This window comes from Bradyrhizobium sp. (assembly GCF_004799445.1).
In the GTDB taxonomy this organism is placed as follows: Bacteria; Pseudomonadota; Alphaproteobacteria; order Rhizobiales; family Xanthobacteraceae; genus Bradyrhizobium.
Map to the genome: position 1 here is coordinate 1 of NZ_SSNA01000146.1, position 21,537 is coordinate 21,537.

Consider the following 21,537-nt stretch of genomic DNA (forward strand, 5'->3'; position numbering starts at 1 on the left):
AAGCCGGACTCGCGGATAGTCCCCCTCACCCGATCACTTCGTGATCGACCTCTCCCCGCAGGCGGGGCGAGGTGACCGAACGCGCGCATGCGTCGATTCAACTAAATGCCATAAGGCACTAGCAGCGTTTTCGATCGAAACGGGTACCGGTTCGCATCGCGAAAATGATGACAGACCTGGGCCTCGGCTCTCGTTCAATCAGAGCCAACCGGATTCTAGGCCGGCACAATCACCTTGCCGATCGGCCACAACGCGATGCCGGCGAGCTTCACATGGGCCCAGGCGAAGGGAATGCCGATGATGGTCACGGCAAGAACCACCGCGGTGGCGATGTGAGCGAGCGCCAGCCACCAGCCCGCCAGCAGCAGCCAGATCAGGTTGCCGATCAAGCCAAGTGGACCGGTGCCGATATCGGCGCGGCCGGTCAGGGTATCGCGGCGCACGGCCTTCTGACCGAACGGCATCAACGTGTAGGCGGCGATATTGAACGCAGCCTTTGCCCAGGGCAGGCCGATAATGGTGATGGCCATGATGATGGCGGCGACCACCCAGCCAAACGCCATCCACAGCCCGCCCAGGAGAATCCAGAGTATGTTGAGAAGTATCGAAACCGGGGGCATGCGACTTCTTGTGAAATTGGACTGGCGCGGGCCCGCGCCGGGCGATGTCGCTTTATAAGCCTTCCGATGGGGCGACGATAGTAAGCAAGAAGCCAAATCAGCCGGGAACGGGCATCGGCGGGGACCCGCAACCGTCGTGCGGCTCGTCGAAACCAGGCGCGCCGACGAGCACACCCCCGGTCAGCGGCGAGCGCGTTCGGGACGTGAATGAGTGGGGCGGCTCTGCTGCGGCGAGCGGCTTGCCAGACTGACGCGCGCCTCGCTGGCAAGCGGGACAGCCGGCCTGAGTTCGTCAAGAAAGATCGGCCTGGAAAAATAGAATCCTTGGGCGTAGCGGATCCTGGTGGCCGCCTGCAGATAGGCGAGCTCCTCAAACGTCTCGATGCCCTCCGCGACGACGGTCATGCCGAGCGCCTCGCTCAGTGATTCGATCGCCCGCAAGATTCCCTGGCTGCGCGGTCGCAGATGGATGTCGGTAATGAATGACCGGTCGATCTTGATTTCGTCGGCCGTGATATCGGCGAGCGCCGACAGCGACGAATAGCCGGTGCCGAAATCGTCGATCGATATCCCGACACCCAGTTTGCGGAAGATCGGCAGAATCTCGGCCTGGAAATGGGTCTTGGCGACAAAGGCATCTTCGGTCACCTCGATCATGAAACGCCCGGGAAACCCGGTCGCCTCCAGCGCCTGCGCAAACGAGCGCATGAACTCCGGATTGCCGGCCTGTTTGGCCGCGACGTTCATGCTGATGCAGGTGTTTGGACCAAATGTTTCGTTGATGAGATCGATCGACTTGACGATCTCCGCCAGCACGAGGTGCGTCAGCTCGTCGATCAGTCCCAACTCGACGGCGAGGTTGATGAAGGTGCCGGGGGCCTGAATCACTCCCTCGTCGTCGCGCAGGCGGACCAGCGCCTCGATGCCCATGATATCCTGGGTCCGGATATCTACTTTCGCCTGGAAGGCGCAGCAGAAGCGCTTTTCCAGAATGGCGAGCCGCAGCGACTGCTCGACTTTCATGCGCGCCAGCGCCTCGCGTTCCATGCCGGCGTCGAAGAACGCCGCGGCGCCCTTGCCGTCATTCTTGACCCGATACATCGCAATGTCGGCGTTCTGGCGCAGCGTGTCATAGCTGCGTCCATGCTCGGGGAAAAAACTCACCCCGATCGAAGTCGAAGTGAAGATTTCCGATCCATCGATGAAGAACGGCGCTTTCAGCCGCTGCAACGTGGCCTGGATATATTCCGCCACCTCCCGCTCGTTCTGGATCGGGTTAAGCAGCAGCATGAACTCGTCGCCACTGATCCGCGACAACATGTCCGACTCACGCAGGTCAAGCCCGAGCCGCTTTGCGACCTCTATCAGAAGCCCATCGCCGATCGCATGGCCATAATAGTCATTGATGTGCTTGAAATTATCGATGTCGAGAAAGGCGAGCGCGAACCTGCCGCGCAGTTCGTCGCGCTGGATCAGGCTGTTGGCACGATGCTCGATCACACGCCGCATCGGCAGGCCGGTCAACTCGTCAAAGTAAGCCGATCGGAACAGATGATCCTCGACGGCTTTTTGCTCGCTGATGTCGGTAGAGTTCGAAAGCAGCAGGTTGCGGTCCGCGATACGAACCGGCCGATGGGCGGTGAGAAAAACCTGCTTGCCCTGGCGGCCGGTGACGCATTCCTCCGCAACAAGGGAACGTCCGGCGCGGAGCAATTCAAGCCCGACTTCGCGACGATCGCTCAATGGTTTCGAGACCAGCACGGGCGGCTGTCCTGCAACCATCCCCAGTTGCGCCGCCGCGGCGTCGTTGACCAGCAGGAATTGGCCGTGCTCGTCCTGAACCGTGACGCCGGTCGGGAGCATTCTGAACACATCTCTCAGAATGCTCAATTCGCTTTCAACGGCAAATTCGCCTTCGCCGAGCGTCGCGGCGGGCTGCGGGTCGTGCGGGATGAGGCTTTGCATCACGGCCAAAACTGTCAGAGTCTCTTGTAGTTTTGGTTAAGTTGAATCCGGAATGCCGACAATCGCCGCGTGCAAGCGCGTTTTGCGGCGGCGTCGCGTAGTCGTCATTAACAGAGCGTCAACGAATCGGTACGCCTGCACGAAACCCCACAGGCTCGATTTGGGCGAGGGAACTCAACTCCGGGGTATGCGGCATTGCATCGTGCAATGAATGCCGGTGTTCAAGAATGAGATATCGGTCCTGCCATCGAAGGGTTTGAGCGCCGATTGCAGCAATTTGCTGCCAAAGCCTGCTTCTCCGATCGCTTCCACCGCGGGCCCCTCGGTCTCGTCCCAGACGATATTGAGGCGATCGTCGGTCACGGACCAAGATACCTGCAATAGCCCGCGTGCGGCGGAAAACGCGCCGTACTTCCCGGCGTTGGTGGCCAATTCGTGAAAGATCAACGCGAGACTCACCGCCAGCTTGTCGGGCAGAAACAGCCGATCGCCGTTCAAGCTAAACCGGACATGTCCGTAGGGTCCGAGTTCGGAGAGCAAGAGATCCTTGATATCGCAACCGCGGCCGTCCAGCTTGGCGATCAGATCATCGGTCGTCGACAGCGCCCGCATCCGCCGGTCGATGCTGGCCCAGATTTGCGGTTGGTCCTCCAGCACCTGGTGGAGCACGGCGTGAATCGTCGATAGCTTGTTTTTCAGCCGGTGTTGAAGCTCATCGACCACCAGCTTGCGATATGTCTCCTCCCGGATCAGGCGCTTCGAAATTTCGCGCTGCTTCGATGCGACCGAGCGATAGTGCTGGACGCCCCAAATCGTGAGGCCGCACACGATCGCATAGATTACCAACAGCACCAGTCTTGCAATATCAGTCGGCGCGTCGCCGAAATTCAGCGATATGCCGGATATTCCGCCCACGACGGCTGTCGCGATTCCGATGCGGTAGCCGCCGAGCGCGGTGGCAAAGAAGACGGCCGGAAAATACGGGGTGAAGTAAACGTCCGGCCGGATCATCGAAAGACACCACCGCGCCGCGGTCGACACGGCAACGCAGGATATCGCAAAGCCAAGGCTGAATGGCAGGGATGGCTGGGAAGTTCCCTGCCAGCCGCGCCGAAACTCGTCGATCAATTTCATCATGGTCACATCAGCCGGTCCGCGAATCCAGAACAGGGCCAAGCATAACGAAAAATGCGCGAGCTGCGGCTGCAAAAAGCCACCTGCATCGTTCAACAACGGGACATCTGGCCGCCATCAGCGATACACCCGGCTTGCGTTATTCCGGCGAGCCGGAGATATTTTGAGCCGGCAGTGTCAAAAAGGAGGACAATATGGGACGGCTGGACGGCAAGGTCGCGGTGATTACCGGCGCGACAAGCGGCATCGGCCTGCGCACCGCCGAAATCTTTGTCGCGGAAGGGGCGAAAGTCGTCATCGCCGGCCGCCGCGCCCCGGAGGGCGAGGCACTCGCGAGAAAGCTTGGCGCCCATTGCGTCTTCCGCCGGACCGATGTCACGGTCGAGGACGAGGTGCGCGCGCTGATCGGCGAGGCGGTCGGGAAATTCGGCCGTATCGACTGCCTGTTCAACAATGCCGGCGGTCCGGCGCAGACCGGCGGGATCGAAGGCCTGGAGGTTGCGCGCTTCGACGCGGCGATGGCGACACTGGTGCGCAGCGTGATGCTCGGCATGAAGCACGCCGCGCCCCATATGCGCCGTCAGGGCTCCGGCAGTATCATCAACAATGGCAGCATTGCCGGCAGGCTGGCGGGCTTTTCGTCGTCGCTCGTCTATGGCGCTGCCAAGGCCGCCGTTATCCATCTCACCAAATGCGTGGCGATGGAACTCGGTGAATCCGGCATCCGCGTCAACAGCATTTCGCCGGGCGCGATCGCCACCGGCATTTTCGGCAAGGCGCTGGGCCTGTCGGTCGAGGCGGCGGAGAAAACCCCCGACGTGATGCGCGAGGTCTACAAGACCGCCCAGCCGATACCCCGCGCCGGGCTGCCCGAGGACATCGCTCACGCCGCGGTATTTCTCGCCAGCAACGAATCCTCCTTCATCAACGGCCACGATCTGGTGGTCGATGGCGCCATCACCGGTGGCCGCAACTGGACCGCCCAGCAGCAGGGCCTTGCCGCCCTGCGCAAGACCTTCGAGCAAGGCGCGGGGTGAGTTCAACGGAAGGGCGGAACGATCGAGCCGAAAATCGGCGGCGGGCTTCCGTCATCGGGACCGTCGGGTTCATCAGGGCTGCTGACCGGATCCGTGTATAGTCGGAGCCGGCGCAACCTGGCTGGATGGCATGAACGCAAGGCTTGAACGAAAACTGCGATTGCTCGCCGCCGTCGTGGCGGCCGGGGCCATCTCGGGCGTTCTGTTCAACCTCGCGCGGGGACGCCCCCTGGCTTCCGCCATGGTCGTGGGAGGCGCGTACGGGCTCGTCATAAGCTTCGTGCTCGCGAGCATTGAACTGTTCGTGCTGGAAGGGCCGATGCGCGGGTGGCTCAGCGGACTTCCCTTCGCCGCCAGCCTGGCTGTACGGAGCGCGATTTACGCAACGATTACCGTCGTCATCCAATGGCTCCAGGTCGGCGAGGCCATCGCCGGACTGCCCGACATGTCCCATGAAACTTTCTGGCTCGGCCTGATCTATTCCGTCGTGCTCTCGGTCGTGATCAACCTCGCTATGGGAATCTCCAACATCGTCGGACATCGCGCGTTCCTGAACTTCATCACCGGGCGATATCACAGGCCGGTCGAGGAAAATCGCTTCGTACTGTTCGTCGACATCGCCGGCTCGACCGGACTGGCCGAGCAGCTCGGCGGTACCGGCATTCATCGCTTGCTCGATGAAACCTTTCGTCTGCTCACCCTCGCGGTCGTGGATTACCGCGGCGAGGTCCTCAATTATGTCGGCGACGAGGTGATCGTGACCTGGCCGGAACGCAGCGGGGCGATCGATTGCCGTCCCCTGCGCTGCTTTGCGGCGATGCGCGATGAATTAGCGCATGCAGCGAACCAGTTCGAGCAGCAATTCGGAGTGACGCCGCGGATTCGCGGAAGCCTGCATTTCGGACCGGTGATCGTCGGCGAGATCGGCGACATCAAACGCGCCATCGTCTTCAATGGCGACGTCATGAATACCGCCGCACGGCTCGAAGAACTCAGCCGCAGCGTGGATGGCGGATTTCTGGCATCGTACGCGGCGATGCAGCGGTTCGGTTCAGCGCCGCCGTTTGCGGTTCGCGATCTCGGGCGGCTGGCCATTCGCGGGCGCGCCGACGGCATCGACGTGGTCGGGATCGACGCCCCGGCCCTGGCCTGACCCGCTTACCTGACCGGCGACAGCGTCACGCGCAATCCGTCCCGCGGCTTCGGGATCGGCCACATTTGCCAATCCGGCGTGGTGCCGGGCTGCAGCGAGACGCTGAGATTCTGCAGGAAATGCCGGGCGAAGCATTTCGCCTGCATGTAGGCGAAATGCAATCCAAGACACATATGCGCGCCGCCGCCGAACGGCACCCAGGCGAAGCGATGGCGGCCGCGCTGCGCCTCGTCGGTAAAGCGCAGCGGATCGAAGGTGTCGGGATCGGGCCATATTTCCGGCATGTGATGGGTGAACAGCGGATTGATCCCGACCAGCGTGCCCGCGGGGAACGAATAACCTGCAAAACCGAAGTCGCGGGTCGCGCGCCGCGGGATCGAGGGCACCGGCGGCCTTATCCGCATCGCCTCCTTGAACGCCATCTCGGTGAGCGGCATGGCTTCGAGATTGTCGAAGGTGGTGGCCTCGTCGGCGCCGACGCCCAGCGCCGTCACTTCGTCGCGCAACTTGTTCTGCCACTCGGGATTGGCGGCAAGGGCGGCCACAAAAGACGTCAGTGACGAGGTCAGCGTGTCGTGCGCGGCCATCACCAGGAAACTCATGTGGTCGACGATATCCTGGGTCGAGAGCAGCGCGCCGTCCTCGTGGGTGGCGCGGCAGAGTTGCGAGAACAGGTCCTCGCCGCCCTTGGCGCGGCGGATCGGAATCTGCTCGGAAAAATAGGCGACGATGCGGGCGCGGCCCTTGACGCCGCGCGCCATTTGCGTGCCCGGCCAGGGCTGGCGGATTGGGGCGATCGACGCCGCCACCATATCGACGAACGCGGCTGTGATCTCCTCGACGTCGGGTCCGATACCTGTGCCGAGAAACGAGGTCGCCGCAAGATCAAGCGTGAGCTGCTTCATGGCCGGGTAGAACAGCATCGGGCCGGGTTGTTGCCGCCATCGCGCGACGCGTTCCCTGATGCCGGCATCGAGCGCCGCGAGATAGGACTTCATCGGGCCGGACTTGAACGCCACCGACAACGCCCGCCGATGCAGGCGGTGCTCGTCGAAATCGAGCAGCATCAAGCCGCGCGGAAACAACAGGCCCAGGATGGTTCCCCAGCCATGGGTCGAGGAAAACAGCCTGGTCTGATCGAACAGCACAAGCTCGTTGGCTTCAGGTCCGAGCGCGGTAATGCTGGTTTCACCGAGCACGCGGCTGCGATAGACGAGGCCATATTTGGCCGACATCCGTTCGACTTCGCCCTTGGGGTCGGCGAGGATCGCCAGCGTCCGGCCGATGACCGGCCAGCCCTCGTCACCGGGAATGTGCGCCAGCGAATGGCGCTTGGGTGGCTGAAGCGAAATTGCGGGGGAAGCCACACTTTGCATGGACATGACAATTGCTCCGTCGGGCCACGGTTTTGCTAAAGTAGTCCTTTGTCTCTCGCAAGCAAAGCCTCTGCCTCGCGTCAGACGAGATTTCTGCCGCTCTTAAATGCACGACAAAGCCCCGGCCCGTGATAGGCTGGCGGCTGCTGGATTTCTCCGAAATATCTTTCGGCCCTTGGTGTTCTCCTTCGAGTACATCTGGAGATTAATTAAATGAAACGCCGTGAATTCATTGTAGGTTTTGGCGCGCTAACGAGTTCCTCTCTTCTTTCATCGCTGGACGCGCGTGCTCAGCAAATGGCGACGCCGGTCGTCGGATATCTGAGCAGCAGGTCGCCGGGCGAATCCGCGGCCGTCGTCGCTGCCTTTCGTCAAGGCCTCGGCGAGTCCGGATATGTCGTGGGCCAGAACGTTGCGATCGAATACCGCTGGGCGGAAGGCAACTATGACCGATTGCCGACGCTCGCCGCCGAACTCGTCAGCCTGCGGGTCGCCGCAATCCTCGCGGCAGGTGGCCCACCGTCCGCGCTCGCCGCAAAGAAGGCCACCTCCAAGATCCCGATTATTTTTTCTGCCGCGGACGATCCGGTCGGCCTTGGACTGGTCGAGAGCCTGAGCCGGCCCGGCGGCAATATCACCGGCATGAGCGTTTTCAATTCGGCGCTCGGCGCAAAGCGGCTAGGACTCCTGCACGAACTGGTGCCGTCGGCCAACAGAATTGCCTACCTGACAAACCCGGCCAATCCGAGCGTCCGGCTCGAGGTAATTGCTGTGCAAGAGGCCGCAAAGACATTCGGCATCGATTTGCAGATTCTGAATGCGAGCAATGACCGGGAAATTGAAGCTGCATTTGCGCAGTTGGCGGGGTTGAACGCTGGCGCCATCATTGTCGCGGGTGAACCCTACTTCGACAGCCGGCGTGCTGCGATCGTCGAACTCGCTGCAAGACACGCCGTTCCCGCGAGCTAGCGCTGGCGTGAAAATGTCGCGATGGGCGGCCTTTTGAGTTACGGCACCATTATCAACGAATCCTACCGCAACTCCGGCATCTATTGCGGACGGATCCTGAAGGGCGAGAAGCCGGCCGATTTGCCGGTGATGCAGCCGACGAAATTCGAGCTGACGATCAACCTCAAGACTGCCAAGGCGCTCGGTCTCACCATTCCCCCGGCGCTGCTCACCGGCGCCGACGAGGTAATCGAATGATTGGGTGCGTGGCGCCGCGTGTCACGCCTTGTTCAGTTTCGCAGCTTCCTTCTGCAGATCCGGCGCATTGACGGCCGGGATCGCGACGCGGCCGGGACCGGTGAGCGGCAGTGCGGCCGCCGCCTTGTCGTTTTCCATAATCTTCGCCATCACCGCCTGCCCGGCGCGCTCGAACACCGTGCGGTTCTCGATCAGGAATTTCTGTGACTCGCGCAGCTTGGTGAGGTAGCCGTTGATTTCCGGAACCACGTAGCGCGCCACCATGTCCCAGCTGCGCTTGGTGTTCTCCGGGTTGGCCCAGTCATGCGCAAAGCCGATGATGCTGCCGACGCCGCCGGAGACCTCCATCAGTTTCTTGATGGTCCTGACCAGATCGTCGGGGGTCCCGATGGTGGAGGCCGCGCCCTCGCCGCCGGCGGTCTTCTCGACGGCGTCTTCCGGCGAAGTGAACGGCTGCAGGCCGGGCCGCTGCAGCGTGGCGACGTTATACTCGTTGTGCCAGCGCATCAGTCCGGCGCCAGCCTCGCGTTGTGCCTGTTCCCGGCTCTCGGCGATATGCCAGGAGAGCAGCACACGCCAGTCGGCGCGGCTCACGGTGGTGCCGTGCTTCTTCGCGGCATCCTCGGCGAAGCTCCATTGCGTCGGCAGCGCCATTAGGCCCTGCGTCGACATCGAGCCGAGCGAAATGATGCCGATGCCGTATTTGCCGGCCAGCGTCATCCCCGACGGCGAGATCTGCGAGGCCACCACGAACGGCATCTCTTCCTGCAACGGCAGGATCTGCAGCGCGGCATCGTTGATCGTGAACCAGTCGCTCTTCGCCGTCACCCGCTCGCCGTTGAACAGCCGGCGGATAATCGCGATCGCCTCGTCCTGACGATCGCGCTGGGTCATCGGGTCGATGCCGAGCGTATGCGCGTCGGAGGCGAGCGCGCCGGGGCCGGAGCCGAAGATGGCGCGGCCGCCCGTCATGTGGTCGAGCTGCACCATGCGCTGGGCGACGTTGAAGGGATGGTGATAGGGCAGCGAGATCACACCGGTGCCGAGCTTGATGCGCTTGGTGCGCTCGCCGGCGGCGGCCAGGAACATTTCGGGCGAGGCGATGGTCTCCCAGCCCGAGGAGTGATGCTCGCCGCACCAGAATTCGTCGTAGCCGAGCGCGTCGAGCTACTCGACGAAATCGAGGTCGCGGCGGAATTGCAGCATCGGATGCTCGCCGATCGGATGATGCGGCGCGAGGAAGGCTCCGAATTTGAGGCGGGCCATGGGGTTTCCCTCCGGACGATTGTTCTTGGTTGTTTGCCGCCAAATTATGGGGTGGGAGGCGCCAAGGGAAGAGCAAAGGCAATCGCGGAAAGCCGGCATCGGAGCATGGTTGGCGTGCAGGGCGCGGCGGCATGCCGCCGCCCGGAATTCTGCTGCCGGATTGCCCGATATGCTACCGCGTCCTCATGGCTGCACGTTGAGCGTCCTGACGACGCGAAAGCTGTTGCCGCTGTCGAAATAGTTGTCGTCGCGATAGCCCGAACGCGATTTGTCGGCAGACCAGTTCCACAGGCCGCCACGCACCATGTGTTTGGTGCAGTCGCCTTCCAGCCACGGCGCGCCGTCGGTCGGCGTATCCTCGGTATAGCGCTTGTTGAAGCAATCCTCGGTCCATTCCCAGACGTTGCCGTGCACCTGATACAGCCCGAACGGGTTCGGCGCGTAGGAATCCACCACCGCCGGGCCCTTGCTGTCGACGCCGCGAGGGCCGCCGGCATAGGGTGTTCCGGCTGCATAATTGGCATTTTGCGACGAGATGGTTTTACCGAACCAGAAAGCCGTCGTGGTGCCGGCGCGAGTGAAATACTCGCGCTCGGACTCGCTCGGCAGCCGATAGGTGCGCCCGACCTTGCGTGACAGCCAAGCAAGATAGGATTTCGCCGCATCGAAGGTGATGCCCTGCGCCGGCATCCGGCCTCGTCCAAACCTGTCGTCACCCTTATTGCCGTCGCAACCACCATCGGCGAGACAGGCGTCCCACTCGTCGAATGAAATCGTGAAACGCCCGACCGCGAACGGCCGAGCCAAGGTGACGCGATGCAGCGGATCCTCGCCCTTGTAGCGATCAACTTCGGTCACCGGCGTGCCCATGGTGAAAGAGCCCTTCGGCACCACCACCATCTCCGGGCAAACGTCACATTCCTTGAAACTGTCCTTTGGTTTCAGCGCCGCTTCGATCTCCGGCGTCAGCGGCTGCACCCCCTTCGCTGCAAAGAACTGCCGGGACAGGGCTGCGGGCGCCGGCGTCGCTTCCGCCGCCGGAGCAGGCATCGGTCTGGCCCGCGTCGATTTCGCCGATGCGGCGCCGGCAAGTGAGACGGCAAGCGCGCCCACGGTGAACGCGGCGAGCAGCTTCAGCCTGGCAGTCATGAGCTATCCTTCGAGCGGGAGCGATGATGCTTGGTCGCGCCCAGATAGCATCGCGTTCACGCCTGCCGGACGCACCTTCGGCGAGACCCGGATCTGCAATCGCCGATAGGCATTTGCGGCCTATGCGGCATGCCGCCATGCGTGCAGCCGCCGGATCGCCGAGGGCGTCAGGCTGTACGCCGCCACTGCGGTGTCCGAGAATCGCGCCGCCGCCGCCGGTGCGCGCAGCAGTCTTGTCACCACTACCGCCAAAGGAACCGCGCACCATGGGTCGGTCAGCAGTGGCACCAGTTCCTCGCGCGAGCCGCGGTAACGCCCCGACCCAAAGGCGAGCAAAGCGATTTCACGCTGGATGTCCCGTCTGCGATGGCGCTGCCGCTGCCGCGCGGCATCCAGCAGTCCCATGATGCCCAGTCGGGTAAGGACACCCTCGCGGCCGTCGGGCTGAACCGGCGGCGCCTCGCCCAGCGATATCTGGAGCAAGGCGCCCGGCAAATCGACGCCGCTCAGCCAGGCATTCATCGGCTCGACCAGACGGGGGTTGGCGTCGATGAAGTGCGGCGTTCCGGTTGCACCCTCTCGGATGTAATCGAACGACAACGCGCCGTGCCAGCCCAGCGCTTGCCCTATCCGCCTCACGATCTCGCGCACCTCGGCACTGACGACACTGATCTTGAGCACGTCGCCGCCGCCAGGCCCCTCCACGACTTGCCGATAAATATGGCTGGCGACGAGGCGTCCACGATCGAACACCGCCTGCGTGCGCTCCAGCGAACCCGTCACCGCGGCCTGGACCAGCAAACCTGCCGCGAAGGCCTTCCCTGTTCGACTTGCTGCAGCAGTGCATCGCGCCGGCGTGCGTCGCCGATCCGCCAGACGCCGACACTGGCGGTGCCGAACGCGGCCTTGACGAAAAACGGATAGGGCCGCTCGGCAGCGAATTCGTCCGCCGAGCGAACAACATCGGTTTTGGGCTGCGGCACTTTCAGCCGCGTCAGCAGATCGGCGAGACTGGCCTTGCTCTGGACCTGTTCGAACACCTCGAAATCGGCGAGCGCGATTCCGAGGCCGAGGGGAAGCCGCTTGCGCGCGGCGGCAAACAGGTAGGCCTGCTCATGCACCGGAATCAGCGCGTCGATATTGCCGGCTTTGACGACTTCGAGCACGGCCGCCAGATAGCCATCGGGATCGGCGCCCGACGCAGGCGCCCGAAGCACACGACTGACAAAACGCGAGAAACGTCCAAGACAGATCGGATCGGCGGAAACCAGTTCGACCCGATGGCCAGCGAGCCCCAGTGCCGTGATCGCCTCGCGCGACGACAGGCTGGAGCCCTCGCTGAGAAGGATTTTTGGTCTCTGCGCTATCATCTGAAATATCGCTCCGGCGCGCACTCTATCGCGCGCAGCGAGAAGCGCATGCGTCAAGATTTGGGAAATACCGCCCACGAAGCGGCGCGCTCCACCCGGGCGCTGCTTGTTTCGCTGGCACTGTTTGCGCTGGCGATCGTCGCCGCTGCCTCATTTCTGTCGTCGATGCGACACGCTGCACCAATTGCTGCACCAATTAAGGACGATCATCACGAATCCGAGGGCTGACAGCACACGGTCTTTTTATTTTGCAGTGCAGCAACTATCTGCTCTTGGATGGCGTTATAGATCACTCGCCAAGGAGCTGCCGGTGTCGCTTGCCAAGAATGTCGAATTCCTGCGGAATCTACCCAAACTGCACGGAATCAATGCCTTTGAAGGCTTCGGGCGAGGCATGCGGCGAGGTGTCCGCAGCCCTCTTGTCGAAATCAAAGGATTCGGAGCCAATCCGGGCGACCTCAGGATGTTCTCATACGTGCCTGACAGCCTGCAGCCGACACCCGCTCTGGTCGTCGTTTTGCACGGATGCGGTCAGACCGCCGCCGGCTACGATTTGGGCGCCGGCTGGTCCACGCTGGCAAAACATTATGGTTTCGTGCTGCTGATGCCCGAGCAGCAGTCCTCGAACAACGCCAACGTATGCTTCAACTGGTTCAACCCGGAAGACAGCAGGCGCGGGGGTGGCGAAGCCTGTTCGATCAGGCAGATGATCGCGCGGATGGCACGCGACCATCAGATCGACCCAGATCGCATTTTCGTCACCGGGCTATCGGCGGGCGGAGCCATGACCACGGTCATGCTCGCGACCTATCCCGAAATATTTGCAGCCGGCGCCGTTATCGCCGGACTGCCGTACGGCGTTGCGACCAATGTGCGGGAAGCGTTGAACGGAATGTTTCAGTCGCCCGCCCGCCCGGCCAGCGAGCTGGGAGACTTGGTGCGCAAGGCCTCAACTCACCGCGGCCCCTGGCCGAAAATTTCGGTGTGGCATGGCAGCGCCGATCGCACGGTCAATCCTGCGAACGCCAATGAGATCGTCAAGCAATGGCTCGACGTGCATGAGCTGTCTTCAGCGCCGATGTCGGAGGGCACTGTCGACGGCTATCCCCGGCAGATCTGGTGGAATGCGGACGGCGAAACCATCGTCGAATCCTACACCATCACCGATATGGCCCATGGCACTCCGCTGGGAACGGCCGACAACGACGAGCGCTACGGCACCCAGGGCGCGTTCCTGATCGAGGCGGGCATCTCGTCCTCGTATCACATTGCGAATTTCTTCGGCCTGACGGATTGGATTCGCCAACCCGGCGAAGCCGCAAAGGCGGCGCCTGCAACGGCTTCGGCGCGAACCACCAAGACCAGCCCGATGGTCTCGCAGATACCCGTGCCAATGCCGGATCTCGCCAAGGTGCTGTGGCCGCTGACGACGCTTAAGCCGGCCGCCGAGCCGCCGCGGCGCCGCGGCATTGACGTCGGCGGCGTGATCACGCGCGCGCTCACGGCGGCAGGCCTGATGAAATAAGGCGACGGCATCGACGAATGCCGTGAGCGGAGCACGCCGCCGTCGCTCACATCGCGCCGGTGAGAAACGGATTGGTCAACCGTTCCTGGCCGATGCTCGATCCGGGGCCGTGGCCGCAGATGAAGCCGACATCGTCGCCGAGCGGCAGCAGCTTGTCCTTGATCGACCTGATCAGCGTGCCGTGATCGCCGCCCGGAATGTCGCTGCGCCCGACCGAGCCGTTGAACAGCACGTCACCGACATGCGCGAAGCGCATTTCCCGGTTGAAGAACACCACGCTGCCGGGCGAGTGACCGGGGCAATGCAGGATGTCGAAAGTCAATTCGCCGATTCCGACCTGGTTGCCTTCCTCGAGCCAGCGATCCGGCGCGAAATCGCGCATGCCGGTCATGCCGAAACGCTCCCCGCTCGTCACCACATTGTCGAGCAGGAACTTGTCGGCGATATGCGGGCCTTCGATCGGCACCTTGAGCGCGTCGCGCAGCTCAGCTGCGCCGCCGACATGGTCGATATGGCCGTGGGTCAGCCAGATCTTTTCGACCGTGACATTGGCCTGCTTGATGGCCGCCTGAATTTTCGCAACGTCCCCGCCGGGATCGATCACCACCGCTTTTTTGGTGGCCGCGCACCATACTAGGGTGCAGTTCTGCTCAAATAGCGTCACCGGGATGATGAGCGCACCGGCCTTTGCCTGGGTTTCGGTTTCCTGAGTCATGTCAGCACAATGCCGATTTTTCGCAGGCCGCCAAGTCAAAGATTCGCGCATTTTCGGTGGAACAGTGCGTATCGCGTGACTACGACTTGACCGCGCGGCCCTTGGATTTCACGCGGCCCCGCGCCCCAAGGCGCTGCAGCACGACCATTTCACGCATCCATTCCCGGGTCGGCTTGGCCGGAATGCCGCCCCAGACGGCGCCAGCGGGGACATCCTCATAGACAGAGGATCGCGCCGCCAGCATCGCGCCTTTGCCGACGGTGACATGCGGGACGATGCCGGTGCGGGCTCCCAGCACGACAAAATCCTCGATCGTCACGCTGCCGCTGAAGCCGGATTGAGCGACGATGATGCAATGGCGGCCGATGACACAATTGTGTCCGATCTGGCAGAGGTTATCGATCTTGGTTCCTTCGCCGACCACGGTGTCGCGCATTCCACCGCGATCGATCCGGGTGCCCGAACCAACCTCAACGTCGTTATGAATGATGACGCGGCCGATCTGCGGGATTTTGATATGTCCTTCGGCGGAGGAGACATAACCGAACCCGTCCTGGCCGATGTGACAACCGGGATGGATCACCACGCCGTCACCGAGATGGGCATGCGTGATCGTGCAATGGGCGCCAATGGCGCAATTTTTCCCGATCCGGACATGTTCGCCGATCACAGCGTGGGCGCCGATCAATGTGCCCGATCCGATTCTGGCCGACGGCCCGATGACCGCGAACGGGTCCACCGTCACGTCACGCTCCAGCGCCGCGGAGGGATGCACGGCTGCGTTGGGCGAGACACCGTCGCTACCGAACACCGAGGTCGGACGCAGCGCGCCGCGATAGATTTCACGCACGACCTTGACGAAGGCGTCATAAGGCTCGGGCACGCTCAGCACCGCTACGCTGCCCGGCGCCTGGCCTGCGAAACGCGCGCTGGTCAGCACCGCGCCGGCTCCAGTCGCCGCAAGCGCGTGGGCAAACTTGGCATCCTTGACGAAGGTCAGGTCGTTGGCGCCGGCACAGTCGACCGGACCGATGCCGGTCAGGCGGCGGGACAGATCCGATCCCGCAGATGGCTCCGCCCCGGTCAACGAAGCGATTTCCGCCACGCTCAGACCCGCCGAGCGCGAAAAAAAGCTGAACTCGGTCAGTGTCCTTACTCCCGGCTATGTCCACGATAACCCCTTCAGCCGGTGTTCCCAAGGTAATTCGGGACCGGCAGCGGCAGATTCGGCACACGGGCTGGCCCGAACGCAAAACGGGTTTCCTGTTTTGCCGCCGGCGCTCTATGTTTGTCGCGATGGAATCGCCAGCCCGCCAGGCCAGTCTCGTGCCCGCGCCGGACCGCCGTCAGTCGGAGACGGCGCTTGCGATCGCGCGCGGCACCGCGCGGCTGTTACGGTCGCTGGGATTTTCCTGCATCAGCGAATTGCCGCTGCCGTCGGGAAGGCGCGCCGACCTGGTGGCTATCAACGAGCGCGGCGAGATCTGGATCGTCGAGATCAAATCATCGATCGAGGATTTGCGCGCCGACCAGAAATGGCCGGAATACAGGGCCCATTGCGACCGGCTGTTCTTCGCCTTCACGCAGGAGCTGCCGTGCGAGATCTTCCCTGGCGACACCGGCCTGATCGTCGCCGACGCCTATGGCGCGCATATGCATTGCGCGGCGCCGGAGCATCGGTTACCGGCGCCGACCCGCAAACTGATGACGGTGCGGTTTGCGATCGCCGCGGCGCAGCGGATCAATCGTCTGGTCGATCCGCAGGGGCATGCCGAATTCTAGCAAACGCCTTGGCTTGAAGCGGCTCACCGGCGCAGCGCGGACGCGGGTCGGACAATCGCGACGCGTTGCGCCCCGGCAGCGATCCTCGGGCCTTGATCCGGCCAAATCACGCCCGCGGCGAAACCGGCGCCGAAATCCGGGGGCGCATCCAATACGGGCGCGCCGGCCGCGAAAGTTAGCCAACGATTAATTCCGTTCTGCCAGCGATAATCGTGGCAGCCCGGTATCCCAAGGGGCGAAGGAGGTTTCAAATGAGCAGCATCATGAGCGTCCTGCAGTCTTCCTATTCGGCAAATACCAGCGCGAACCTGATCTCACCGGGAGACAAATTCGCCCCCGTCGATCCAACCAAGTATCAGGGCACCTGGACCGGCAAGGATTATAAAAATCAGCCGATAACCATTTCGATCACCAAGGTCAGCGGCTACCGCGCCAACGTGACGCTTCAGGATTCCAGTGGTCTTCAGTTTCAAAGAGCGCTCATCACCACCAAGGGCAGGTTTCGAATCGGCAATTCCCAGTTCATACTCACCGGAAAGGGCGTCGCGCAGATCGACACGATCGTGACCGATCCCAACACCGGCATCCAAACCGACAACAAGGCCACCCTCAACCTGAAATGAAAACAGGCCGTCACCTGACGTGCTGGATCGGCTTGGCTACGGCGCTTACAATTTTCATCCGGGGCCGCCGACCTATCCCGGCCGGGCACCGGCGCATTTCGCGCTTTACGGGCGCGCCACCGAGTTCGGCGCGACCGCGCACGTCATGGTCGCCCGGGCCGACGAAGGCCCGATTGTCGGCCTCGAGATGTTTTCGATTCCGCCGGGCACTTCGGTGGCCAGCCTCGAAGGCATGGCCTACGTCCGTCTCAGCCTTTTGTTCTGGACCTTGGCAAAACCGCTGGCGAGGCGCAGCGAACGGCTACCCCAACTGCCGGCGCGATGGAGCGGGACCAAAACCACGCGCCGCGACTACGCAGCGCTGCGTGAAATTCCGCGGGATATTAAGAAAGACGAACTGGATCGCCGCATCGAGGTGTTTGGTGACGACCCTGACTTCGGGTCGCCCAGAACGTTCGTCAGCGCGGCGTAGCGTTCCGCGCCGCCCTGCAAGTCACTAGGCAGGCGCAGCTCGCGTATCATTTCTATCGCTAGATGGCCCCCTGCCGGAGGCGCCTACGTCGTCGGCACGCCGTTCATTGCGATCACGGCCCCGTCATGCCCCGCCTAGCGCGGCGCGCGCTTGGCCAGAATCCGCTGCAGGGTGCGGCGATGCATGTTCAGCCGCCGCGCGGTTTCCGAGACGTTGCGATTGCACATCTCATAGATGCGCTGGATGTGCTCCCAGCGCACACGGTCCGCCGACATCGGATTGCTCGGCGGTTCGGACTTTTCGGTGCCGCTGGCGAGCAGCGCCGCAACCACATCGTCGGCGTCGGCGGGCTTTGCGAGATAGTCCACCGCGCCCATCTTCACCGCGGTCACGGCGGTGGCGATGTTGCCGTAGCCGGTCAGCACGATCGCCCGCGCATCGGGCCGCTTGCGCTTCAGCGCCGACACCACGTCAAGGCCATTGCCGTCGGCAAGCCGGAGATCCACAACCGCGAAGGCGGGGGCCGCCCGGCCGATCTGCGCCAGGCCGTCGGAGACGCTGTCGCAGGAGGTCACCGTGAAGCCACGGGTTTCCATGGCGCGCGCGAGGCGCTCCAGAAACGGCTTGTCGTCCTCCACGATCAGGAGGGAGCGATCGGCGTGTCCCGTCAGTTCAGCGATGGCGTTCACGATTCGGCCTATCCTCTATGTCGGACCATACAGCATATGGCGTGGCGGCCCGGCGCTGCCAAGACCGCATAAGGTCGATCCCGCCACCCTCGCGACGCCCGCGACACCGTTCCGGAGTATGATCCATTCGGAAAAGCCGGTTCCCGCTCTTCCCAATGACGCCTAAGGCGGCGATTCCGCAGCAGGTTCGCGCCCCTCGAAACGGTTTCGCGGCCAGCCGATCTGAACCACCGCGCCATGGTCCGGAAAAATTCGGTTGGTGAAGGAGACCTTGGCGCCGGTGCGCTCAAGCAGCGTGCGGGCGATAAACACCCCGAGACCGAGCCCGCTATGCGCGCCCTGGGCCTCATCCGCGCTGCGCCGCCGCGACAGATAGGGTTCGCCGATGCGTTTCAGCATGTCGGGCGCAATGCCCGGCCCGTCATCGGAAATGATGATCTCGACGGTGTCGGCATTCCACCACGCATTCACCTCCACGGTCGTGCGCGCGAAATCGACGGCATTTTCGAGGATATTGCCGACGCCATAAAGGATCGCCGGATTTCGTGTTCCCACCGGCTCGGGGGTGCCCGCAACCGCAATGCGGACCTTGATCACCACACCGAAATCGCGATGCGGCGCCACGGTTTCCTCGATCAGCGCCGACAAGGGCATGCGGTCGAACGGCGCACCGGTCGAAGAGAGCTGGGTGATCTTGGCCAGGATATCGCGGCAGCGCTGCGCCTGTTCCCGCAACGTCTTGATGTCGCCGGCGATCTGACTGTTATCCGGCAAGGTCCGCTCCAGCTCGCGCGAAATCAGAAAGATGGTGGAAAGCGGTGTGCCGAGTTCATGGGCGGCCGCGGCCGCAAGACCGTCGAGCTGGGTGAGATGCTGTTCCCGCGTCAGCACCAGCTCGGTCGCTGCCAGCGCGTCCGACAGCTTGCGGGATTCCTCCGCGACCTGGAAGGCATAAAGACTGGTGACGCCGATGGCGACCACGATCGAGAGCCACACGCCGAACAAATAGATCGGCGGCAGCACCAGCGGGTCGTCGCTATCCCACGGCAACGGCAGATGAAAAAATACCAGCACGGAGGCACAGGCGACCGCCAGGAGGCCGAGCGCGATGGTGAGCCTGATCGGCAGTGCCGCCGCCGAGATCAGAACCGGAGCAAGAAACAGAAATGAAAAGGGGTTCTGCAGGCCGCCGGTGAAGAACAGGAGTCCGGCCAGTTCGACGATGTTCAACGCCAGCAGCGCCGCGGCGTAGGCCGGCTCCAGCCGCTGCATCGGGTCGAAGCTGGTCTGCAGGACGAGATTGAGCAGTGCGGACAGCCCGACGATGATCACACAGGGGGCGACCTCGACGTCGAATTCGAGCCCCTGTACAACGATAAAGATGGCCGCGAGCTGGCCAAGCACGGCAAGCCAGCGCAGCCGCAATATCGTATCCAGACGGACATAGCGGCGCGGATGGCGAAAATCGGAGGCTGCGACGTCAGTCATGCCCGGTGCCCGGCTTTCCGAAATTCGTGTTACGTCGCGGTACCCTCATATACGAGCTTCAGGAGCAAAAGGGCACTGGCAATGCCACGCAAGCTTCAAATCGACCGCGCCGGAGTTTAGCTTCGCACGGCGCCGACGACAAACTGGCTTTCCCGGCGCCAGATCGAACGGCCGCAAATTGCTGCCGAAGTGTTGTGCTTGAAGTCTTGCGCTTGAAGTCTTGCGCTTATGGCCCCGATGGCCCAATGAACGGCCCGCATGATGAATGATGGTGCGATCAAATCCCAACCTGCCGCGGCCCATCCCGACGAATCGGCCGCGATCGAGGTTGCGCACCTGATAAAATTCTACAAGACCACCCGCGCCGTCGACGATGTGTCGTTCCGCATCAGCCGCGGCAGCATCACGGGGCTGCTCGGCGGCAATGGCGCCGGAAAGACCACGACGATTGCCATGATCATGGGGCTGGTGCTGCCGAGTTCGGGGCGCATCCGGGTGCTGGGCTATCCGATGCCGGAGCAGAGCGCCGAGGTGCTGGGCCGGATGAATTTCGAAAGTCCCTATGTCGATATGCCGATGCGGCTCACGGTGCGGCAGAATCTCACCATCTTCGGCCGCCTCTACGCCGTCGAGAATCTGCGCGAACGCATCGAGAAACTCGCCGCCGATCTCGATCTTGGCGATTTCCTCGACCGCGCCAACGGCAAACTCTCCGCCGGGCAAAAGACCCGCGTGGCGCTGGCCAAGGCGCTGATCAATCAACCCGAATTGCTGTTGCTGGACGAACCGACGGCATCGCTCGATCCCGACACCGCCGACTGGATCAGGCAGCACCTCGAGACCTACCGCAGGGAAAACGGCGCGACCATCCTGTTGGCATCGCATAACATGCTTGAAGTGGAACGGCTGTGCGACCGCGTCATCATCATGAAACGCGGCCGCATCGAGGACGACGACAGCCCGGACAGGATCATGGCCCGCTACAACCGGACGACACTGGAAGAAGTGTTTCTCGATGTCGCGCGCGGCCGCGTTCAAGAAGGCACGCCGTGAGCAGGCTGGTCATGGTCGGGGGTATCGCGCCGCATCGGATCAACGCGATGGTGCTGCGCTACTGTTATCTCCTGATGTCGTCGTGGCCGCGGCTGCTGGAATTGCTCTATTGGCCGGCGCTGCAGATCGTCACCTGGGGTTTCCTGCAGAACTACATCTCGCAGAATGCCGGGTTTTTCGCCCGCGCCGGCGGCACGCTGGTCGGCGCGGTGATCCTGTGGGACATCCTGTTTCGCGGCCAGCTCGGCTTTTCGATCTCGTTTCTCGAGGAGATGTGGGCGCGCAATCTCGGCAACCTGATGATGAGCCCGCTAAAGCCGATCGAGTTGCTGATCGCGCTGATGATCATGAGCCTGATCCGGCTCGCGATCGGCGTCATTCCGATGACGCTGCTGGCGATGATCTTCTTCGACTTCAACCTCTACGGCATCGGACTGCCGCTGATCGCGTTCTTCTGCAACCTGATTTTCACCAGCTGGTCGGTGGGGATCTTCGTCTCGGGGCTGGTGCTCCGCCACGGCCTCGGTGCCGAAAGCATCGTCTGGACGCTGATGTTCGGCCTGATGCCCTTGTCCTGCATTTACTATCCGGTGACGGTGCTGCCGCACTGGCTGCAATATGTCGCCTGGGCGTTGCCGCCGACTTACGTGTTCGAGGGCATGCGGGCGCTGTTGATGGACCACGTGTTTCGCGCCGACCTGATGTTGGATGCGCTCGCCATCAACGTCGTGCTGTTTATGGCGTCATTTGCGACATTTCTTGTGCTTTTGCGCAGCGCGCGGCGGCACGGGTCGCTGATCCAGAGTGGTGAATAGCGGGCTTTTACGGGGGATTTTAGCTGTGATCAGCTTGTATGCCGCGTAGAAATACCGATCTGTGCATTGACGCTTTATTACGCATTCGGCACTATGCTG

At 62.7% G+C, this 21,537-nt stretch carries 20 protein-coding genes and 2 pseudogenes; 10 read left to right on the plus strand and 12 right to left on the minus strand.

The window, feature by feature from the left end; genetic code table 11:
* Positions 1 to 215 precede the first annotated feature (215 nt).
* The 3 genes from E8A46_RS19930 to E8A46_RS19940 all read right to left on the minus strand — a co-directional run bounded on the left by E8A46_RS19930 (position 216) and on the right by E8A46_RS19940 (position 3,722).
* Positions 216 to 620: a YccF domain-containing protein gene (locus E8A46_RS19930; RefSeq protein ID WP_291564852.1), complete on the minus strand. Its 405-nt coding sequence runs from the start codon at positions 618 to 620 to the stop codon at positions 216 to 218.
* Positions 621 to 800: 180 nt separating this feature from the next.
* The gene (locus E8A46_RS19935) at positions 801 to 2,585 is read right to left on the minus strand and encodes a GGDEF and EAL domain-containing protein (protein WP_291564853.1); all 1,785 of its coding nucleotides are present in this window, start codon (positions 2,583 to 2,585) and stop codon (positions 801 to 803) included.
* Positions 2,586 to 2,759: 174 nt separating this feature from the next.
* Entirely contained in the window at positions 2,760 to 3,722 is a 963-nt protein-coding gene (locus tag E8A46_RS19940; protein WP_291564857.1) for an HWE histidine kinase domain-containing protein, read from the minus strand.
* Positions 3,723 to 3,913: 191 nt separating this feature from the next.
* Between E8A46_RS19940 and E8A46_RS19945 the strand changes: the two genes are divergently transcribed.
* Together E8A46_RS19945 and E8A46_RS19950 are read left to right on the plus strand one after the other, a co-directional pair.
* Positions 3,914 to 4,756 carry a glucose 1-dehydrogenase gene (locus E8A46_RS19945; protein ID WP_291564860.1) on the plus strand — a complete coding sequence of 281 codons (843 nt, stop codon included), beginning with the start codon at positions 3,914 to 3,916 and terminating at the stop codon, positions 4,754 to 4,756.
* 130 nt (positions 4,757 to 4,886) lie between these two features.
* Positions 4,887 to 5,909, plus strand: coding sequence for an adenylate/guanylate cyclase domain-containing protein (locus tag E8A46_RS19950; RefSeq protein WP_291564863.1), 1,023 nt, complete (start codon positions 4,887 to 4,889; stop codon positions 5,907 to 5,909).
* Between the two features lie 5 nt (positions 5,910 to 5,914).
* Here the strand turns inward: E8A46_RS19950 and E8A46_RS19955 are convergent, their stop codons facing one another.
* On the minus strand, positions 5,915 to 7,291 hold the full coding sequence (locus tag E8A46_RS19955; RefSeq protein WP_291564866.1) for a cytochrome P450: 1,377 nt from the start codon (positions 7,289 to 7,291) through the stop codon (positions 5,915 to 5,917).
* Positions 7,292 to 7,582: 291 nt separating this feature from the next.
* On the opposite strand from E8A46_RS19955, the pseudogene E8A46_RS19960 reads away from it, so the two are divergent.
* Positions 7,583 to 8,491: pseudogene (locus E8A46_RS19960) on the plus strand (ABC transporter substrate-binding protein).
* A gap of 21 nt (positions 8,492 to 8,512) precedes the next feature.
* On the opposite strand, the pseudogene E8A46_RS19965 reads toward E8A46_RS19960, so the two are convergent.
* The 4 genes and pseudogenes from E8A46_RS19965 to E8A46_RS19980 all read right to left on the minus strand — a co-directional run bounded on the left by E8A46_RS19965 (position 8,513) and on the right by E8A46_RS19980 (position 12,276).
* Positions 8,513 to 9,757: pseudogene (locus E8A46_RS19965) on the minus strand (LLM class flavin-dependent oxidoreductase).
* Between the two features lie 183 nt (positions 9,758 to 9,940).
* The gene (locus E8A46_RS19970; protein WP_291564869.1) at positions 9,941 to 10,906 is read right to left on the minus strand and encodes a formylglycine-generating enzyme family protein; all 966 of its coding nucleotides are present in this window, start codon (positions 10,904 to 10,906) and stop codon (positions 9,941 to 9,943) included.
* Between the two features lie 120 nt (positions 10,907 to 11,026).
* A complete protein-coding gene (locus tag E8A46_RS19975) occupies positions 11,027 to 11,707 on the minus strand; it encodes a hypothetical protein (RefSeq protein WP_291564872.1) in 681 nt (226 codons plus the stop codon).
* Entirely contained in the window at positions 11,686 to 12,276 is a 591-nt protein-coding gene (locus E8A46_RS19980) for a hypothetical protein (protein WP_291564875.1), read from the minus strand. The genes E8A46_RS19975 and E8A46_RS19980 overlap by 22 nt, the downstream gene beginning before the upstream one ends.
* Before the next feature lie 48 nt (positions 12,277 to 12,324).
* On the opposite strand from E8A46_RS19980, the gene E8A46_RS19985 reads away from it, so the two are divergent.
* On the plus strand, positions 12,325 to 12,504 hold the full coding sequence (locus E8A46_RS19985) for a hypothetical protein (RefSeq protein ID WP_291564877.1): 180 nt from the start codon (positions 12,325 to 12,327) through the stop codon (positions 12,502 to 12,504).
* 82 nt (positions 12,505 to 12,586) lie between these two features.
* Positions 12,587 to 13,801, plus strand: coding sequence for a PHB depolymerase family esterase (locus tag E8A46_RS19990; RefSeq protein ID WP_291564880.1), 1,215 nt, complete (start codon positions 12,587 to 12,589; stop codon positions 13,799 to 13,801).
* A 46-nt stretch (positions 13,802 to 13,847) separates the two neighbouring features.
* Here the strand turns inward: E8A46_RS19990 and E8A46_RS19995 are convergent, their stop codons facing one another.
* Together E8A46_RS19995 and lpxD are read right to left on the minus strand one after the other, a co-directional pair.
* The gene (locus E8A46_RS19995; RefSeq protein ID WP_291564883.1) at positions 13,848 to 14,516 is read right to left on the minus strand and encodes an MBL fold metallo-hydrolase; all 669 of its coding nucleotides are present in this window, start codon (positions 14,514 to 14,516) and stop codon (positions 13,848 to 13,850) included.
* Between the two features lie 79 nt (positions 14,517 to 14,595).
* Positions 14,596 to 15,663, minus strand: a complete 1,068-nt coding sequence (gene lpxD, locus E8A46_RS20000; RefSeq protein WP_291564983.1) for a UDP-3-O-(3-hydroxymyristoyl)glucosamine N-acyltransferase — start codon at positions 15,661 to 15,663, stop codon at positions 14,596 to 14,598.
* Positions 15,664 to 15,812: 149 nt separating this feature from the next.
* Between lpxD and E8A46_RS20005 the strand changes: the two genes are divergently transcribed.
* The 3 genes from E8A46_RS20005 (at position 15,813) to E8A46_RS20015 (ending at position 17,393) form a co-directional block, all read left to right on the plus strand.
* Positions 15,813 to 16,298 (plus strand): MmcB family DNA repair protein, encoded by a 486-nt coding sequence (locus E8A46_RS20005; RefSeq protein WP_291564884.1) that lies wholly within the window; start codon positions 15,813 to 15,815, stop codon positions 16,296 to 16,298.
* Positions 16,299 to 16,549: 251 nt separating this feature from the next.
* Positions 16,550 to 16,921, plus strand: a complete 372-nt coding sequence (locus tag E8A46_RS20010) for a hypothetical protein (protein ID WP_291564886.1) — start codon at positions 16,550 to 16,552, stop codon at positions 16,919 to 16,921.
* A gap of 19 nt (positions 16,922 to 16,940) precedes the next feature.
* Entirely contained in the window at positions 16,941 to 17,393 is a 453-nt protein-coding gene (locus tag E8A46_RS20015) for a hypothetical protein (RefSeq protein WP_291564889.1), read from the plus strand.
* 134 nt (positions 17,394 to 17,527) lie between these two features.
* Here the strand turns inward: E8A46_RS20015 and E8A46_RS20020 are convergent, their stop codons facing one another.
* Positions 17,528 to 18,082, minus strand: coding sequence for an ActR/PrrA/RegA family redox response regulator transcription factor (locus E8A46_RS20020; protein WP_291564892.1), 555 nt, complete (start codon positions 18,080 to 18,082; stop codon positions 17,528 to 17,530).
* 162 nt (positions 18,083 to 18,244) lie between these two features.
* Positions 18,245 to 19,570 carry an ActS/PrrB/RegB family redox-sensitive histidine kinase gene (locus E8A46_RS20025; RefSeq protein ID WP_291564895.1) on the minus strand — a complete coding sequence of 442 codons (1,326 nt, stop codon included), beginning with the start codon at positions 19,568 to 19,570 and terminating at the stop codon, positions 18,245 to 18,247.
* 258 nt (positions 19,571 to 19,828) lie between these two features.
* Between E8A46_RS20025 and E8A46_RS20030 the strand changes: the two genes are divergently transcribed.
* Positions 19,829 to 20,623, plus strand: coding sequence for an ABC transporter ATP-binding protein (locus E8A46_RS20030; RefSeq protein ID WP_291564899.1), 795 nt, complete (start codon positions 19,829 to 19,831; stop codon positions 20,621 to 20,623).
* 11 nt (positions 20,624 to 20,634) lie between these two features.
* A complete protein-coding gene (locus tag E8A46_RS20035) occupies positions 20,635 to 21,438 on the plus strand; it encodes an ABC transporter permease (RefSeq protein ID WP_291564986.1) in 804 nt (267 codons plus the stop codon).
* Positions 21,439 to 21,537: the final 99 nt, after the last annotated feature.

Bases quoted from the DNA above. Each gene is read 5' to 3' on its own strand.
- E8A46_RS19995 (WP_291564883.1), bottom strand. From the start codon at position 14,516: ATGACTCAGGAAACCGAAACCCAGGCAAAGGCCGGTGCGCTCATCATC.
- E8A46_RS19940 (WP_291564857.1), bottom strand. From the start codon at position 3,722: ATGATGAAATTGATCGACGAGTTTCGGCGCGGCTGGCAGGGAACTTCC.
- E8A46_RS20010 (WP_291564886.1), top strand. From the start codon at position 16,550: ATGAGCAGCATCATGAGCGTCCTGCAGTCTTCCTATTCGGCAAATACC.
- E8A46_RS20005 (WP_291564884.1), top strand. From the start codon at position 15,813: ATGGAATCGCCAGCCCGCCAGGCCAGTCTCGTGCCCGCGCCGGACCGC.
- E8A46_RS19950 (WP_291564863.1), top strand. From the start codon at position 4,887: ATGAACGCAAGGCTTGAACGAAAACTGCGATTGCTCGCCGCCGTCGTG.
- E8A46_RS19980 (WP_291564875.1), bottom strand. From the start codon at position 12,276: ATGATAGCGCAGAGACCAAAAATCCTTCTCAGCGAGGGCTCCAGCCTG.
- E8A46_RS19930 (WP_291564852.1), bottom strand. From the start codon at position 620: ATGCCCCCGGTTTCGATACTTCTCAACATACTCTGGATTCTCCTGGGC.
- E8A46_RS20030 (WP_291564899.1), top strand. From the start codon at position 19,829: ATGATGAATGATGGTGCGATCAAATCCCAACCTGCCGCGGCCCATCCC.
- E8A46_RS20025 (WP_291564895.1), bottom strand. From the start codon at position 19,570: ATGACTGACGTCGCAGCCTCCGATTTTCGCCATCCGCGCCGCTATGTC.
- E8A46_RS20035 (WP_291564986.1), top strand. From the start codon at position 20,635: ATGGTCGGGGGTATCGCGCCGCATCGGATCAACGCGATGGTGCTGCGC.
- E8A46_RS19945 (WP_291564860.1), top strand. From the start codon at position 3,914: ATGGGACGGCTGGACGGCAAGGTCGCGGTGATTACCGGCGCGACAAGC.
- E8A46_RS19955 (WP_291564866.1), bottom strand. From the start codon at position 7,291: ATGTCCATGCAAAGTGTGGCTTCCCCCGCAATTTCGCTTCAGCCACCC.
- E8A46_RS19935 (WP_291564853.1), bottom strand. From the start codon at position 2,585: ATGCAAAGCCTCATCCCGCACGACCCGCAGCCCGCCGCGACGCTCGGC.
- E8A46_RS19970 (WP_291564869.1), bottom strand. From the start codon at position 10,906: ATGACTGCCAGGCTGAAGCTGCTCGCCGCGTTCACCGTGGGCGCGCTT.
- E8A46_RS19985 (WP_291564877.1), top strand. From the start codon at position 12,325: ATGCGTCAAGATTTGGGAAATACCGCCCACGAAGCGGCGCGCTCCACC.